The organism is Gemmatimonadota bacterium (assembly GCA_009838645.1).
In the GTDB taxonomy this organism is placed as follows: Bacteria; JAAXHH01; JAAXHH01; order JAAXHH01; family JAAXHH01; genus JAAXHH01.
This window is the reverse complement of the sequence record VXRC01000045.1, coordinates 22,466-37,811: the sequence shown is the minus strand read 5'-3', so window position 1 is coordinate 37,811 and position 15,346 is coordinate 22,466. Positions and strand designations below refer to the sequence as shown.

14 protein-coding genes are annotated in these 15,346 nt (G+C 64.2%); 6 read left to right on the top strand and 8 right to left on the bottom strand.

What is annotated here, in order from left to right; genetic code table 11:
• Positions 1-13: 13 nt before the first annotated feature.
• The 3 genes from F4Y38_12605 to F4Y38_12595 are packed head-to-tail and all read right to left on the bottom strand — an operon-like array spanning position 14 to position 2,830.
• Entirely contained in the window at positions 14-919 is a 906-nt protein-coding gene (locus F4Y38_12605) for a phytanoyl-CoA dioxygenase family protein (GenBank protein MXY50121.1), read from the bottom strand.
• Positions 920-941: 22 nt separating this feature from the next.
• Complete coding sequence (locus F4Y38_12600) at positions 942-2,138, bottom strand: ATP-binding cassette domain-containing protein (protein MXY50120.1); 1,197 nt, start codon at positions 2,136-2,138, stop codon at positions 942-944.
• Positions 2,138-2,830, bottom strand: coding sequence for an ABC transporter permease subunit (locus F4Y38_12595; protein MXY50119.1), 693 nt, complete (start codon positions 2,828-2,830; stop codon positions 2,138-2,140). Before F4Y38_12595 ends, F4Y38_12600 begins: the two co-directional genes overlap by 1 nt.
• A gap of 568 nt (positions 2,831-3,398) precedes the next feature.
• Between F4Y38_12595 and F4Y38_12590 the strand changes: the two genes are divergently transcribed.
• The 3 genes from F4Y38_12590 (at position 3,399) to rho (ending at position 7,404) form a co-directional block, all read left to right on the top strand.
• A complete protein-coding gene (locus F4Y38_12590) occupies positions 3,399-4,379 on the top strand; it encodes an ABC transporter permease (GenBank protein MXY50118.1) in 981 nt (326 codons plus the stop codon).
• Between the two features lie 329 nt (positions 4,380-4,708).
• Positions 4,709-5,668 carry an ABC transporter permease gene (locus F4Y38_12585; protein ID MXY50117.1) on the top strand — a complete coding sequence of 320 codons (960 nt, stop codon included), beginning with the start codon at positions 4,709-4,711 and terminating at the stop codon, positions 5,666-5,668.
• Positions 5,669-6,153: 485 nt separating this feature from the next.
• Positions 6,154-7,404 carry a transcription termination factor Rho gene (rho, locus tag F4Y38_12580; GenBank protein ID MXY50116.1) on the top strand — a complete coding sequence of 417 codons (1,251 nt, stop codon included), beginning with the start codon at positions 6,154-6,156 and terminating at the stop codon, positions 7,402-7,404.
• Positions 7,405-7,485: 81 nt separating this feature from the next.
• Here the strand turns inward: rho and F4Y38_12575 are convergent, their stop codons facing one another.
• Positions 7,486-7,764, bottom strand: a complete 279-nt coding sequence (locus F4Y38_12575; GenBank protein MXY50115.1) for a hypothetical protein — start codon at positions 7,762-7,764, stop codon at positions 7,486-7,488.
• Between the two features lie 62 nt (positions 7,765-7,826).
• On the opposite strand from F4Y38_12575, the gene F4Y38_12570 reads away from it, so the two are divergent.
• Entirely contained in the window at positions 7,827-9,143 is a 1,317-nt protein-coding gene (locus F4Y38_12570; protein MXY50114.1) for an MFS transporter, read from the top strand.
• A 33-nt stretch (positions 9,144-9,176) separates the two neighbouring features.
• Here the strand turns inward: F4Y38_12570 and F4Y38_12565 are convergent, their stop codons facing one another.
• The 4 genes from F4Y38_12565 to F4Y38_12550 form a co-directional block, all read right to left on the bottom strand.
• A complete protein-coding gene (locus tag F4Y38_12565; protein MXY50113.1) occupies positions 9,177-9,995 on the bottom strand; it encodes a hypothetical protein in 819 nt (272 codons plus the stop codon).
• Between the two features lie 65 nt (positions 9,996-10,060).
• Positions 10,061-10,726 carry a peptidylprolyl isomerase gene (locus tag F4Y38_12560; GenBank protein MXY50112.1) on the bottom strand — a complete coding sequence of 222 codons (666 nt, stop codon included), beginning with the start codon at positions 10,724-10,726 and terminating at the stop codon, positions 10,061-10,063.
• 27 nt (positions 10,727-10,753) lie between these two features.
• A complete protein-coding gene (locus F4Y38_12555) occupies positions 10,754-11,335 on the bottom strand; it encodes a peptidylprolyl isomerase (GenBank protein ID MXY50111.1) in 582 nt (193 codons plus the stop codon).
• A gap of 92 nt (positions 11,336-11,427) precedes the next feature.
• Complete coding sequence (locus F4Y38_12550; protein MXY50110.1) at positions 11,428-13,155, bottom strand: radical SAM protein; 1,728 nt, start codon at positions 13,153-13,155, stop codon at positions 11,428-11,430.
• A gap of 245 nt (positions 13,156-13,400) precedes the next feature.
• Between F4Y38_12550 and F4Y38_12545 the strand changes: the two genes are divergently transcribed.
• The gene (locus F4Y38_12545) at positions 13,401-14,324 is read left to right on the top strand and encodes a DUF4835 family protein (GenBank protein ID MXY50109.1); all 924 of its coding nucleotides are present in this window, start codon (positions 13,401-13,403) and stop codon (positions 14,322-14,324) included.
• 195 nt (positions 14,325-14,519) lie between these two features.
• Positions 14,520-15,338: a hypothetical protein gene (locus F4Y38_12540; protein MXY50108.1), complete on the top strand. Its 819-nt coding sequence runs from the start codon at positions 14,520-14,522 to the stop codon at positions 15,336-15,338.
• The last annotated feature ends 8 nt before the right edge of the window (positions 15,339-15,346 follow it).

The window sequence follows — 15,346 nt, the reverse complement described above, 5'->3', positions numbered from 1 at the left end:
CGATCGATCCGCGCTAGACCTTCCACTTCCGCCGCATCTCCTCCATGGAAACGGTCTTCCCTTCGGTCCACGCGTAATGGGCGACGGGGTTTTCGCCGACCCATCGGTGGTCGACGGGCTCGCTGGCCAGCTGGTAGCGGGTATCGGTGCTGATGCGGAACCGGTTCGACGTGTTGTTGACGGAGCCGTGCATGGTGTACATGCCGAGGACGATCACGTCCCCCATCCGGAATTCGCTCGTCTGCCACTGGCCCCCGTACTGGTCGACCATCTCGATGGGCTCGTTGGTGAAGTGGCCCGTCACGTGGTCACGGTCCACGTCCATCTGGCCGTAGGTCTCCTTGACGGCCTCGAACTGGTGGGAGCCGGCCAGGATGACCAGGGGGCCCATGTCGAAGGACACGTCGTCCAGGGGGGTCCACACGGTATACAGGTTCGGGGTGCCCCGGCCCATGTAGACCATGTCGTAATGCGCCCCGGTATTGTCGCCCGGGCCCACGGCCCGCAGCCATTTATAGTCGAAGGTGAGGACGGGGCCGCCCAGGAACCGCTCGAAGAACCCCATGATTTCGGGGGAATTGACCACGGCGAGGAACTCGTCCGTGTGCGTCACCCGCTTGGCGCCGCCGAAGAAGGCGCCCCGCTTGCCCGGCGCAGCCACTCCCAGGTCGAGGGGATAGCCCGGATCGATCTGGTCGTTGGCCTGGAGATTCTCCAGCACGACCCTGCGGGCTTCGGCGACCTTATCCGGATCGTGAAGGCCGCGGATGAGCAGGTAGCCGTCCTCGGCCATTCGTTCCCGCAGTGCTTCCGCGTCGTCCAGCAGTTCGTTCGCTTCCCGGAGCGTGGACAGGTACTTCCCGTCCATCAGCAACTCGTCCTTGCCCATGACCAGGCTTGATGGTTCCCGGGTGGTCATTGGTTCCTCCGTGGTTGGTCGTTCATGAAGCCCGGACGGCCGAGGCGTCGATGGCGGCATGCACCGTATCCCCGACAGTGATGCCCATGTCCGAAAAAGACGCCCGCGCCACGTGGACGGTCAGGCGAAGGCCGGACGGCGCATCCGCGCGCGGTCCGGACGCCGCATCCGAGTTCGGGCCAGCCTCCGCGTCCGGGCGCGGACCGGCGTCCACGTCCAGGCGTATGCGGTCTCCGTCCACCGCGGCGGCGGTCACGACACCCATGAGCGTATTCACGACGCCCGTGAGCGTATTTTCGGCGTCCGGCGTGCGCGGTGGCTTCGCCGGCGACTTCGCCAGCCGGATCTCCTGCGAAGAGATGACGATGTGGGCCGGTCCGCGCGCGGTCGTGTCCGATCGCAGGGTCACACCGCCGTCCAATATTACGACCGGGCCGTCGGCCGATTCCTCGATGTGGCCCTTGAAGACGTTCTCCGGTCCCTTCTCGAGCATCCGCCCGTCGCGCATGATCAGCACTTCGTCGGCGATGCGATAGGCCTGGTCGTACTGGTGCGTCGACAGCACGACGGTCATGCGCCGATGGCGGCACGTCTCCGCGAGAATCGCCTCGATCTGTTTCCCGTGCGTCGCGTCCACGCTGGCCGTGGGCTCGTCAAGCAGCAGGACGTCGGGGTCCGTGACCAGGGCCCGGGCGAGTCCCGCGCGCTGCGCTTCTCCGCCCGACAGGCTGTGGGCGGGCCGGTGGGCGAATTGGCGAAGGCCCACCTTGTCCAGCATGCCGGTCACGCGTGCTTCGATGGCCTCCTTCGCCATGCCGCGGAACCGCAGGCCGGACGCCACGTTCTCGAATACGGTGGACCGGAACAGGTACACGTGCTGCATGAGCAGCGTGACGCGGCGGCGGTACTGACGGCTGCGGCCCGGATCAGCCCCGTTCACGGGCCGGCCTTCGAAGAGGATCCGGCCCTCCTGCGGCAGGGTCAGCAAGGCGAGGATGTTCAAAAGCGTGGACTTGCCCGATCCGTTCGCTCCGTAGACGGCATAGGTCCTTCCGGCGTACAGGGCGAGGTTTTCGATCTGCAGATGAAACCCGGAACCGTGCCGGTGCGCCAGGTGCTCGCCCACGATAATCGGACCGGACGTCTTCGGACCTGTCGTCTTCGGACCTGTCGTCTTCGAATCGGCCGTCATCGGATCGGCCGTCATCGGATCGGCCATCAGTCGTCGAACCCCTGCAGCCAGTGAAAGAGAATGTTCGCGCCGAACGCCGTAAGCAGCAGGATGATCCCGAGGGCGATGGCCAGGCCGAACTCCCCCTTGTTGCTCTCCAGGGCGATCGCCGTCGTCATGGTCCGCGTGCTTCCCTTGATGTTGCCGCCCAGCATCATGGCCGCGCCCACCTCGGCGATGACCCGCCCGAAGGCGGCCACCACCGCCGCCATGATGCCGAACCGGGCCTCCGAAATGAGGGTGCGGGCGGTCTGAGCCGTCGTGGCGCCCAGCGTAAGGGCCGTCTCCGTGATCCGGGAATCCACGGCACGAAAGGCCGAGAGGGTGAAGGCGGCCACGATGGGCAGGGCGAGGAGCGTCTCGCCGATGATCATGGCGCCCGGTGTATACAACAGTTCCATGAAGCCGAGCGGGCCGCGCCGGGAGATCAGGGAGTAGACGAAGAGGCCGATCACCACGGTCGGCATGGCCAGCATCGTATTGAGTACCGTGGTCACGAAGCGCTGGCCCCGGAACCGGCGGGTGGCGAGCAGGTAGCCCGCGGGCAGTCCCATCACGGAGGCCAGTAGGATCGCGGACACCGCGACGAAAACGGAAACGCCGACGATGGTGTACACGCCGGATTCGCCCGTGAACAGCAGGCGGACCGCTTCCTGTAATCCATTGTACAGGTATTCCATAACCCCTATGAAACAACAAAACGGCCCGGCGAATCAACAGGTTTTTGCCCCGTGGGAGCGACCGAAATACGTTGACAGAATCCCCGGTGGACCTTAGGTTGTCTGGCATCCAGCGGAGCCGGACTCCGTTGGCGCCGCGGCCAGTCGGACGGGCTCGCCCCACCAGGCAGTTTCCTCATCCCTCGAATCGCGGTATCGCAAGTGATTCTCCTGCACAAGCAAAGGATCAGACGATCGGATGCCCGTTTTAGGGATCATTGGCGTCCTGTGGCTGCTGCTCGTCCTGGCCGCGGGATACTGGGGTAACCGGCGCAAGCTTGACGCGGCCTTCGTCAAGGGCGTCCAGACGCTGATCACCATCGTCGCCCTGGCCGTCGCGGCGCCGCAGCTCGGCGTATTCAATACCGCCCTCGCGACGCTCTGGCTCCTCCTGTTCGTCGCCGCTTCCACCCTGTTGCGGCGGTTTCGCGTGCCGAACCTGGCCGCGCGGGCCATCGCGCTGGCGGCCGTAAGCCTGGCGCTGTGGGGCACCGACTCCCAGAACGTCATGCTGATCCGCACGCTGATCATGCTCGCGGTCACCAGCATTTTCCTCCTCGGACTGAACCTGGGCTTCCGGTACCTGGTCCGCCGCATACTCTGGATCTTCCCCGTACTCTTCGCCGTCTCCGTCATCACCTTCTCCATCATGCACGCCGTGCCCGGCGGTCCCTTCGACGCGGGCGGAGAGACCGGCGGCATACCGCTGACGCCCGAGGTCCGCGCCAACCTGATGCGGAAGTACAACCTCGACCAGCCGCTGCACATCCAGTACATCTCCTGGGTGAGCAATGTCGTGCGGGGCGACTTCGGCTATTCCTTCCAGCACCAGAGCAAGACCTGCCAGGAGCTCATCGCCCAGGCCTGGCCCGTCTCCGTCCACCTGGGCAGCATGGCCCTGATCGTGGCCCTCACCGGCGGACTGCTGCTGGGCATTCTCGCGGCGGTATACCAGAACACCTGGATCGATTACGTCGCCTCGCTCACGGCCGTATTCAGCATCGTCACGCCCAGTTTCGTCGTCGCCGTCGGGTTGACGGTCGTCTTTTCCCTGTGGCTGCACCTCTTCGAAACGGGAGGCTGGAATTCGCCCAAGGACTGGGTCATGCCGGTGATCGCCCTGTCCCTCGGAGACATGGCCGTGGTGGCGAGGTATACCCGGTCGAACATGATCGAGGCCATCCGGGCCGACTACGTGCGCACCGCCCGGGCCAAGGGCCTCACCGAAATCTCGGTCGTGGTGGTGCACGTGTTCAAGAACGCCCTGATCCCCCTGCTGACCATCGCGGGACCGATGATGGCCAACCTGATCACGGGGTCCTTCTTCATCGAGACGATCTTCCGGATCCCCGGCCTGGGGCGGTACTTCACCACGAGCGTGTTCGCCCGGGACTACCCCATGATCATGTCCACGGCCCTGCTCTGGTCGTCGCTCATCGTCGTGATCTACGTCATCACGGACCTCATGTACGCGCTGGTGGACCCCCGCATCCGGTATAGGAAGGATTAGGCATGGATCCGATCGGCACAACGGGCGAAGTCGGCATCGTCTGGGTCCTCGGCGCGATCCTGGGATGGAGCTGGGACACCATGATCCTCGAGGTGGGGCGGATCGCCCTGGCGATCCAGCTGGTGCTCTACCTGCCCCGTATGCACCGCCTGGGACACCGGGACGAAACCGGAAGATGGGCGTCCTTCTGCCACACGGTGGTCCAGCGCAAGTCCTACTTCGTGGCCGCGGGCGTCGTCGCCCTGCTCGCGGCGTGGTGGCTCCTCGGCCCCTGGATGGACCAGTACCCCTACGGCACGGAGGACATCCCCGAAAGCCTGTCGGAGTCCATGAGCTGGGACGGCCTCGAGCCCTTCTTCTCCTGGGCGGGACAGATCTTCCGCGTCGCGCTGGCCACGGAGTTCACCTTGCTCTGGCCGCGGGCCTACCGGTATTTCAAGAAACACGACAGCGGGCTCTGGGCGGACGCCACGCGGCGTTTCTCCCGCAACAAGCTCTCCCTGGTGGGACTCTTCCTGGTGCTGCTGCTGAGCAACACGGCGCTGCTCGCGCCCTGGATCGCGCCCCTGCACTACACCAAGCAGAACTTCCTGGTCGCCTGGCAGGAACCGTCGTGGATGTTTCCCTTCGGCACGGACGGCCTGGGCCGCGACCTCTTCAGCCGGGTCATCTACGGCGCGGAGATCTCCATGACGGTGGGCGTCCTCGTGCAGGCCATCATCTTCGCCATCGGCGTTCCCCTGGGCGCGCTGGCGGGGTACGCCGGCGGCCGCGTGGACAGCGTCATCATGCGGGGGGTCGACATCATGTCGGCCTTTCCGGGGCTGCTCTTCATCATCCTGATCATGTCGTGGCTGGGCGCTGGGCTCTTCAACATCTTCGTCGCCATCGGGGTGACCGGATGGGTCGGGGTATGCCGTCTCCTGAGGGGGCAGATTCTGTCTTTGAAGGAGAAGGAGTTCGTCCGGGCGGCCAAGGCCATGGGCGGCAGCCACCTGCGCATCGTCGTGACCCACATCCTGCCGAACAGCCTGACACCGCTGATCGTGGCCCTCGCTCTGGGCATCCCGTCGGCCATCTTCGCGGAGGCCGGCCTGAGCTTCATCGGCATCGGCATCAGCCCGCCCACGCCGAGCTGGGGGCAGATGGTCGGCGAGAACGCCAACTACATCCGGTCCTACTGGCACCTGGCGACTTTTCCGGCCATCATGATCGCCCTCACCATGCTCGGATTCCAGCTGATGGGCGACGGACTCCGTGACGCCCTCGACCCCAAAATGAACGAGTAGGCCGCTCCGCGGAAGGGCCCGGCAATGTACGCATTCACAAAAAAAAGTGGGCTTGGGACTTGACAGCACGACATAAACCCGTATATTTACCCGTGTCGCCGACTCGGCGGCAACCCGATCCTTGCACGTTCCCCTGATTGATTCCTCATTGGAAAGCCGATTCTTCCTTAGAACAAGATTCATGACGGCCGGTACCGCATTCTACGGGATTACCCCATCACCAAGGCAAGTTGCGTTTGCCCGTATCCTGATGGCATAACCAGAACCAGAAAAGCCGCGCGTCTCCAGGCGCGGCACGCCCGGGCCCGACTGCCGGAAACGACCCGTTCGCAAGCCGACGTTTCCGCCGCACACCATGTTCACAACCCAGTCTGACTTCAAAAACACTCCCCACGACGCGTCGCGGGAATCGGCGCCTTAAGGAACGCCCGGACGGCGGACGTTCACGGGAGTTCACCGAACGTTTTTTACAAAGGGAAGGAAGCATGCACATCCTGGAACTCAAGACAAAGACCCTGCCGGACCTGTACTCCATCGCCCAGGAGCTCGACCTGCAGAGCTATACGGGCCTGCGGAAACAGGAACTGATCTTCAGCATTCTCCAGGCGCAGACGGAGAAGGAAGGCGTGATCTTCGGCGAGGGCGTACTCGAGGTGCTGCCGGACAACCGCTGCGGGTTTCTCCGGTCGCCGGACTACAGCTACCTGCACGGCCCCGACGACATCTACGTGGCGCCGTCCCAGGTCAAGCGCTTCGACCTGCGCACCGGGGATACCATCTCGGGACAGATCCGGCCACCCAAGGACGGGGAGCGCTTCTTCGCGCTGCTCAGGGTGGACACGGTCAACTTCGACAATCCCGAGGCAAGCAAGGAACGGACGCTCTTCGACAACCTGACGCCCATCTACCCGCTCGAGCGCTTCCAGCTCGAATACATGAAGGACAAGCTGCCGACGCGGGTCATGGACCTGCTGACGCCGATCGGCAAGGGGCAGCGCGGACTGATCGTGTCGCCGCCGAAGGCCGGGAAGACCATGCTGCTGCAGGAGATCGCCAACGCCATCACGGACAATCACCCCGAGGTGGTGCTCATGGTCCTGCTCATTGACGAACGGCCGGAAGAGGTGACCGACATGGAACGCTCGGTCAAGGGCGAGGTGATCAGCTCCACCTTCGACGAGCCGCCGGAGCGCCACGTGGCGGTCTCGGACATGGTCCTCGAGAAGGCCAAGCGCCTGGTGGAACACGGCCGGGACGTGGTCATCCTGCTCGACAGCATCACGCGCCTGGCGCGGGCCCACAACGCGGTGACGCCCCACAGCGGCAAGATCCTGTCCGGCGGTATCGACGCCAACGCGCTGCAGAAGCCGCGGCGTTTCTTCGGCGCGGCGCGGAACATCGAGGAAGGCGGGAGCCTCACCATCGTGGCCACGGCGCTGATCGAGACCGGCAGCCGGATGGACGAGGGAATCTTCGAGGAATTCAAGGGCACGGGCAACATGGAACTGGAGCTCAGCCGCAAGCTGGCGAACCGGTGGATCTTCCCGGCGATCGACCTGAGCGCGTCGTCCACCCGCAAGGCGGAACTCCTCCTTGAACCGGACATCCTGGGCAAGGTGAAGATCCTGCGGAAGTTCCTGGACGGCCTGGGACCCGTGGAAGCCATGGAACTGATGACCGAGCGCCTCTCCCGGACGCCGACGAACGTGAATTTCCTCAAGTCCATGAACGAGTAGCGGCGCGCGCGTCAGCTCGAGCTGAGGGCCGGCCAGGCCCTCGCGGTCCCGGCGGGCGTATCGCCGCCGGATGCCGTCCATTCACTTCAGGCGCTTGTAGAATTCCCTGAATTTCCGTTCCGATTCCGCCTTCTGCACCGGCGTCATGGCCTGGTAGAATCCGCAGTCGTTCGCGAAGGAGGGCGAGAGGGAGCTTCGCCTCGGGACCTTGTAGGCCTCGTACTTGAAGGTATAGATCTCGCAGGTCACCTCGTCTCCGTGCATGCCGGGCATGACGTGGACGCAGTCGGTGCAGTCGCGTCGCGTTTCCCCCAGGTGGCCGTGTGTCCGGTTGTGCATGATCGACTTCAGCTTGCTCATCAGCATGCCTCCTGTAACATCTCCAACCGCAGTCTTACCATCAAAGTGATTAACCGAAGGGTATACGGACCACCCGCCCTTGTCAACCGCAGGTCTGGCCCGTGACGACAAAAACAGGTTCGGCCCTCTCGTACACCCGGTTGCTCAGGGAGAACCGGACCTACCGGTTCGTCTGGCTGTCGCAGGTCGTATCCAACGCGGGAGACTGGTTCAATACCATCGCCGTGCTGGGCCTGACCCTCGCCCTGACCGGCTCCGGTCTCGCCCTGGGCATCGTCACGATCTGCCAGATGCTGCCCCCCTTCCTGATGACCCCGCTGGCCGGCGTCGTCGCCGAACGGTACGACCGCAAGCGGGTGATGATTACGGCCGATATCCTCCGAGCCGGCGTCGCCCTGGGATTCCTGCTGGTCGAAACGGCGGACGACGTCTGGATGCTGTACCTCTTCATGGCGCTGCTGTCCGGCCTGCAGCCCTTCTTCGACGTGACGCGGACGGCCGCACTACCGAGCATCGCCCGGGGCAAGGCGCTGCTGGCGGCCAATGCCCTGTCCAGCACGACCTGGGCCGCCATGCTGACCATCGGTTCCGCCGTGGGCGGCCTGGTCGCCGATCACCTGGGCCGGTCCGCCGCCTTTCAGCTGAACGCCTTCAGTTTCGTGGTATCGGCGGTTTTCGTGGCCCGGATCGCCATTCCCGCCGCGTCCGGCGCGGGGCAGCCGGTACGGTTCCTGTCGGATTTCATCGAAGGCATGAAGTATATCGGGCGCGACCGGCCCACGCGGGTCTACCTGCCGGGCAAGGCCACCTGGGGACTCGCCGGGGGCGGCGCCGTGCTGCTCTACGCCGTGTTCGGGGGACAGGTCTACCGCGCGGGCGACACGGGCATCGCCATCCTGTACACGGCCCGGGGGATCGGGACGCTCCTGGGCGCCGTGTTCATCAAGTTCTTCGACACGGTCCGCCTGGGTCAGTTGAGGACGGGCATCCTGGTCGGACTCATCGGCTACGGTGCCTTCTTCATCCTGTTCTCGCAGGCCCCGTCCATCTGGCTGGCGGCAGTCTGCATCATCCTCGCCGCCGCGGGCAGCATGGTGATGTGGGTCTATTCTTCCCTGGGGCTTCAACTCGTGGTGAACGAAGACTACCGCGGGAGGGTATTCGCCGCGGACCACGGCCTGTTCACCCTGGCGTTCTCCATTTCGACCCTGGGGACGGGCCTGTTGCTGGACGCCCTGGCGGCCCGCCTGGTGGCCTTCATGGCGGGGGCGGCCGGTATCCTGATCGTGGTCGCCTGGTACCTCTTCGCCCGCCGCATTCCCTTAGGCGGAATCCATCCCGGCCAGGAAGACGGCCAGGACGGCGTCCAGGATGACTAACGCCTCACGCGGTAGCGATCCCGGCCAGGAAGGCTAGCGTCTCACGTGGTAGCGCTCCAGCCGTTCGAAGTCTTCGATGTTCTGGTCCACGAAGGCCTTGATCTTGAGGTGTCCGTCCCAGAGTTCCAGGCCGTCCAGGGTCTTGGGAATGAAGAAGAAAACCCGCTGGAAGAACCCCGCCACGCCCCGCTTCCGGCCCGACAGGCCCTCGAAGTCGGTGTACCTCGCCCATTCCAGTTCGTCGTGCAGAGCCAGCTTCACCAGGTAGCTCGTCCTGGGACCGCCGTCATCGGTGTACGCGGTCTCGGCGCCGTGGACGATCACGTCGGCGTTCAGGATGTCCCGGTCGAAGCGGAACGTGTAGTTCATGTCGTAGAGCGCGCGGATGTGGACCAGGAAATCGCCTGACCGGGCGGCGTCGGGGCTGAAAAAGAGGTACGCGACGTGGTGGAGGGGAAAGGTGAGGCCCAGGGAAAACCCCTTCGTCAGCGCTTCGTCGATCGCCTCCCCGTCGGCATAGAGGGGTACGTTTCGTTCGGCGATCCACCGGGCCAGGACCACGTTGACCCGCAACAGCGTGAGCGTATCCTGTTCCGCGGCGGTAAACATGTCAATCAAGTCCGCCGCGTTCAGCCGGAGGGCCGTGGAATCGCCGGCAAAGGCGCGCAACCCCCGGGGAACGGGCTGCGGCTCGCGCTGTTCCAGTCCGGCCAGGAAGGCGTCCAGGTGGGGTGTGGCCGGTTCGAAGGCCTTCAGGTCGCCCGGAGGAGCAAGGACCAGCCAGGCGGCGCTTAACCACGCCAGCGGGAGCGCCCGGGCGCTTAACCACGGCAGCGGGAGCGCTCTTCTCAAACCTGCATGCCCACGGAATGCGCACCTCATGCCGATTCCCCCTGTAGTCCGTGGTTCGGCCGGTCTTACTGCACCCGCTCTATGGTCAGTTTCTCCAGCACGATATCGAAAAGGGGCCGGTCGCTCCGCGTCTGCACGCGGCCGATGGCGTTGACCACTTCCTGGCCCTTCATGACCTGGCCGAAGATGGTATAGCCTCCGTCCAGGTATGACTTCGGACCGTGGGTGATGAAGAACTGGCTGCCCGCGGTATCCGGCGATCCAGCGTTGGCCATGGCCAGCCGGCCCGGACGGTCGAAGCGCAGCGAACCCCGGATTTCGCCCTTGATCTCATATCCCGGGCCGCCCTGACCCGTGCCCGTGGGATCACCGCCCTGGATCATGAAGTTGGGTATGACCCGGTGAAAGAGGGTCCCGTCGTAGAACGGGCGCTTTACCTCCCGCCCGGTTCTGGGGTCCTTGAAGGCCCGGGTGCCCTCGGCGAGCCCGATAAAGTTATCCACGGTGGCGGGCGCCAGCCGGTCGAAGAGCTTGCAAATGATGACGCCCATGTTGGTCTGGAACACGGCGTAGGTCCCCGGCCCCAGGGCCTGGGAGGCCAGTTCGCCGGTCTCCGACGACGACGCGTCGTTCGACTGGGCGGGCGGATTCGCCGCGTCGTTCGACTGGGCGGGCGGACTCGCCGCGGCCCATGCGGACCAGGCGACGAGCACCGCCAGCGCGGCGGTCATCGCGGTGATTCGTATCCGTCTCATCCTTTACTCGCCCTCCCCTCGGACCACGGTCATTTTGATGATGCTGACCTCTTCAACGGGCCGCGACTGGTTCGTGGACACCTCCGAAATGGCGTCGGCCACTTCCTGTCCCTCCACGACCTGGCCGAAGATGGTATGTACCATGTCGAGATGGGGCGTAGGCGCCACCGTGATGAAGATCTGTCCGCCGTTGGTGTTGGGGCCGCGATGCGCCATGGCCAGGCGGCCGGGCTGGTCGAAACGCAGTTCCTCGCGCAATTCGTCATCGAACACGAATCCCGGGCTGCCATTGCCGGTGCCGGCCGGATCGCCGGTCTGGATCATGAAGTTCGGAATGACCCGGTGAAAGATCACGCCGTCATAGTAAGGCGTGCCGGTCATGGTCTCTTTGGTAACCGGGTGGATCCACTCCCGCGTGCCTTCGGCCAGGCTCGAGATGATGTCCACGGTCATGGGCGTCTTGTCCGGGTACAATTCGCATTTTATAGTGCCCAGGGTGGTTTCGATGATCAACATGTTTGCGGGTTCTCCGCTGGTTTCGGGTTGGTCGGACGATTCGCCGCAGGACGCGGCCAGGAACAACATGGAAAAAGCGGCCATCAATAGACCCGGAATACGCATCTTTCGCCTCCACTGACTTGAAATGATGGTTTGACCCCGGCTTCTCCGTCCAGGGGTCAGACCGCGGGATGCCCCGCATCCGGCCGGCCGGCGCTGGGCGCGGGCTGCCGTTTGCGATAAGGCAGTTGGTGACTCTTCCGGTACTCCCACTGGATCCGGTGGTTCTCCTTCTCCGTCGATATGAAATCCCAGGGAAGCGACCGCAGGTCCGCCATGTCCCCGAGATACTGCGAGGTATCCATCCCCAGCTCCGCCGCGGCGCGTTTCCAGTCGCCTTCCCGCCGCGCGGTTTCCATCAGGAATCCGCTCAGTTCCCGGCCGCCGCGGGACAGGATGGCCTCGAAGTAGGCGGACTTCAGGCTCTCGTGCTTGACGTCCACCCCCGCCGTGCCGCGCAGGGCTTTCTGTATGCGGTTCAACTTGCGCTTGACCTCCTTCGGAGACGCCATGGGACTCCACTGGAATGGCGTCAACGCTTTCGGCACGAAGGGGTTGATGCTCAACCGCAGCCGTCCACCCGGTTCCCCGCAGTCCCGCTGCAGGCGGGCAAGCCGGCGCGTCATCTCGATGAGTTCCTCGATGTCCTCGTCGGTCTCCGTCGGCAGGCCGACCATGTAGTACACCTTGAGGTGCTTGATGCCCTTCTCCAGAATCCTTCGTGCGCCGGTCAGGATTTCTTCCGAGGATATAGGCTTGTTGATCGCCTTGCGCAGCCTTTCCGATCCGGCCTCCGGCGCGATGGTCATGGTACGCAGCCCCGTCTTCAGCATCAGGCTGAGCAGGCTGTCCGGGACCAGGTCGACCCGAACCGACGAAACGCCTACGCGGAGACCGGTTTCCTCCAGGCCCGCACAGAGTTCGTCGAGGTGGGGATAGTCGCACATGGCCGAACTGACCAGGCCCACGGCCTTCAGCCCCTCCTTGCCGTCGCGCGCCAGGGACGCGTTCTTGGACCGGATGACGTCGAGTATGGTATCCGGCTTCAGGGCGCGGAACTTCGGATAGACGTAACTCACGGCGCAGAAACGGCACCGGCGGGGACACCCCCGGGAAATCTCTATAAGCAGCATGTCGCCGAACTCGGTGTCGGGCGTGAGGACGGCGGAATGGGCGGGATAGTCCTCGAAATCGCGCACCTGCTGCTTGGCGATCCGCGCGGAATCCGCCGGTCCCTCCCGGTCACCGGGGGAAGCGGTCTGCAGGGAAGGTACATACATGCCCGCCAGCGACATGGTACGGGCGAGATGGCGTTCCCGGTCCAGTCCCTGGTCCGCGAGGTAGCGGTCTATGTAGGCGTAAGCCGCCTCTTCGCCGTCGCCGATGACCATCACGTCGGCGAAATCCGCCAGGGGCTCCGGGTTGATGTAGGTAATCGCGCCGCCGATCAGCACGATCGGATCGAAGCGCGTCCTCCTTGCCGCGAGCACCGGCACGCGGGCGAGTTCCAGGATGCGGACCAGGTTGGGATAGTCGTTTTCGAAAGATACGGAGAAGGCCACGATGTCGCACGAACCGAGCGGCAGCCCGGATTCGAGCGTAACCAGCGGTTTCCGGGACCTGGACAGGGCTTCAAGGCCGGAGGGTTCCGGGAGAAAGGCGCGTTCGCAGACGACGTCGTCCCGTTCGTTGAGGTGACGGTAGATGGTCTGGAACCCCAGGTTCGACATACCCAGGTAGTAGGTATTGGGGTACACCAGGGCGATACGAACGGCCTTGCCGCCCGGTTTCTTGTATATGGTCCCGCGTTCGCGGGCGAGGGTTTCCGCCAGGGATTGTCCGAACATGCACCCTTCCGAAACGCTGATCGGCCCCGTGGCCCCGCTTGCCTGGCCGCACCGGACCGATCGTCCGTGTCACCATCCGCTATGGACGGCCAAAATACAGTCCCGGGACCCGGGTGTCAAGGCTCGCGCCAGGGCGGGCACCGCGGCTGCGGCGGTGCGGGATAGGCTTGACACGCCGCGTTCCCGCGGTTAGTTTTTCGACAAACGACGGCTGTAGCGGTACCCCGTATGCCGGGAGCCTGCGCATGGATGTGATGAACCGCCGAAAGAGTCGGAAAAGACCGTGGATACCGGCCGGCGTACTGGCGCTCTGCCTGCTGGCGATTCCACCGCAGGAGGCCCGCGGGCAACAGGTGAGAGCCGACGTCATGGCGCACCTGGAAGCCCTGCCCGTCCTGCACCGCGAGCAGATGGCGGACTTCGGCCTTACGCTCGCCGACTACATCGAAGAATGGGACTGGCTGGAAGAGGACCTGCCCGAGCCGGTACACGTGGGCATCGAAGCCATTCTGGCCTTCATGGGCAGCGCGGTAAAGACCCAGTACGGCTCGCGCCTGACCGTGTACAGCGGAACGGACCTGAAGTACCTGGACCGGTGGTGGTTTTTCGAGTACGAACGGGAAGACTTTCTGCAACATGACGACCAACAGTTCAACGCCCTGACGTGGCTGATCGACTACTACGTGCACATCATGATCGGACACGCGCTGGACAAGTACACGGAGTTCGGCGGCCAGAGCCATTTCCAGCGTGCCAACGCCATCGCGCTGGACGGCCGGTTCAGCCGCGAATTCCAGCGGGGGTGGGACGAACGGCTGGACCTGATCGACGGGATTCTGGCCGAAGGCTACAGGCCCTACCGCCTGGTCCGGAACCGGTACTACCGGGGGTTGGCGTCACAAAAGGACAACAAGCTGGTGGAGGCCCGCACCCTCTGCCGAGAGGCCGTGGATTTAATGGCGGAAATCCACGAGAAGAACCCGAGAGACAAGTGGCTGAGTGAGTTCCTGAACGCCCACTACCTGCAGCTGGCGGATGTTTTCAGCGCGGAATCACCCACCGAAGTGCCCGATGCGGAATCTTCCAGGGAAGCCTACGACATGCTCATCAAGATCGATCCCGAGCACCGGGCGACCTACGAAGAGCATGCGGAGCAGGTGGGAAGTTGAAGCGGAATGTTCAGTCCCCACGGCGGTACTTCGCGGACCGTGCGGACCATCTCCGTGACCTGTTCCGCTGAAACCGGCTACGGCCGCAGTTAGGACACCGCCACTTGCGCTGCTTGTGAAAGCTGCGCTTTTCCTCGATCATCTTTCGGTCGCAACGATTGCAACGCATGAGTATCGGAATTGGGAAGACAGTTTATGAATAACGTATTTGGCAGGACCGGCAGGACCGGCACACTCAATAACTTGATTCCAGGCGTCCTGATGGCGCTGGCGGCACTCCTCGGCGCCCCCACAGCCCATGGATCCGAAGGCGATCCGGCGATCTGGCGTAAAATGGTACGTGCATCGACCACCGTGCACGAGGTTTTCCTTTCGCGTACGCCGCAGATCGTGATCTACGGCAACGGCCTCGTCGTTTTCCGGGACGACGATGCCCAGGCGCTGCACCGCTACGTCCGGTTGGTAGATGAGGAAGTGCCCGGACTGTACCTGGTCATGCAGACCACCTTCGGCCTGTCGAGCCTGACCAACGAATGGCTCGATAACGAATTGACCTACGCCAGAAGCATACAGGAGCCCTATCGCGACAACAACGACAAGGTGACCATCTGGATCGGCATGCACTCCCCGCCGAGCCTGCACACCTACTCGCCCGCGCTGCTCAAGGCCCGTTCCGTCAACGACGTGATCGCGCCGGCGTGGAACGCCATGTACAAGTTCAACCTCTTCCTCGCAGGGTTCACCCACCCGAGGGCCGAACCCTTCGTCCCCGACCGCGTCGAGATCGCCGTGCAGCTTCTGCCCCGGTACATGGCGGACCAGTCCGGTGAAGCCGTGGACTGGCCGCTGGATTCGATCGACCTGGCCGAGGTGACGGGGAAGCGTCCGCGGGGATACCGCACGCTCACCGGATCATCGGCTCGCGAAGCCTACGGGCTGCTGACCGTCAACCAGGTGATCCGCTCCGGCGAACAGCTGTACCTCGTCTGGGTGCGCCCGGTCCTGCTGCCCTGATTTAACGC

What these genes read in the sequence shown, in the direction of transcription:
- F4Y38_12605 (MXY50121.1), bottom strand. Translation starts at nt 919, where the DNA reads ATGACCACCCGGGAACCATCAAGCCTGGTCATGGGCAAGGACGAGTTG.
- F4Y38_12600 (MXY50120.1), bottom strand. Translation starts at nt 2,138, where the DNA reads ATGGCCGATCCGATGACGGCCGATCCGATGACGGCCGATTCGAAGACG.
- F4Y38_12595 (MXY50119.1), bottom strand. Translation starts at nt 2,830, where the DNA reads ATGGAATACCTGTACAATGGATTACAGGAAGCGGTCCGCCTGCTGTTC.
- F4Y38_12590 (MXY50118.1), top strand. Translation starts at nt 3,399, where the DNA reads ATGCTCGCGGTCACCAGCATTTTCCTCCTCGGACTGAACCTGGGCTTC.
- F4Y38_12585 (MXY50117.1), top strand. Translation starts at nt 4,709, where the DNA reads ATGAGCTGGGACGGCCTCGAGCCCTTCTTCTCCTGGGCGGGACAGATC.
- rho (MXY50116.1), top strand. Translation starts at nt 6,154, where the DNA reads ATGCACATCCTGGAACTCAAGACAAAGACCCTGCCGGACCTGTACTCC.
- F4Y38_12575 (MXY50115.1), bottom strand. Translation starts at nt 7,764, where the DNA reads ATGAGCAAGCTGAAGTCGATCATGCACAACCGGACACACGGCCACCTG.
- F4Y38_12560 (MXY50112.1), bottom strand. Translation starts at nt 10,726, where the DNA reads ATGACCGCCGCGCTGGCGGTGCTCGTCGCCTGGTCCGCATGGGCCGCG.
- F4Y38_12555 (MXY50111.1), bottom strand. Translation starts at nt 11,335, where the DNA reads ATGTTGTTCCTGGCCGCGTCCTGCGGCGAATCGTCCGACCAACCCGAA.
- F4Y38_12550 (MXY50110.1), bottom strand. Translation starts at nt 13,155, where the DNA reads ATGTTCGGACAATCCCTGGCGGAAACCCTCGCCCGCGAACGCGGGACC.
- F4Y38_12545 (MXY50109.1), top strand. Translation starts at nt 13,401, where the DNA reads ATGGATGTGATGAACCGCCGAAAGAGTCGGAAAAGACCGTGGATACCG.
- F4Y38_12540 (MXY50108.1), top strand. Translation starts at nt 14,520, where the DNA reads ATGAATAACGTATTTGGCAGGACCGGCAGGACCGGCACACTCAATAAC.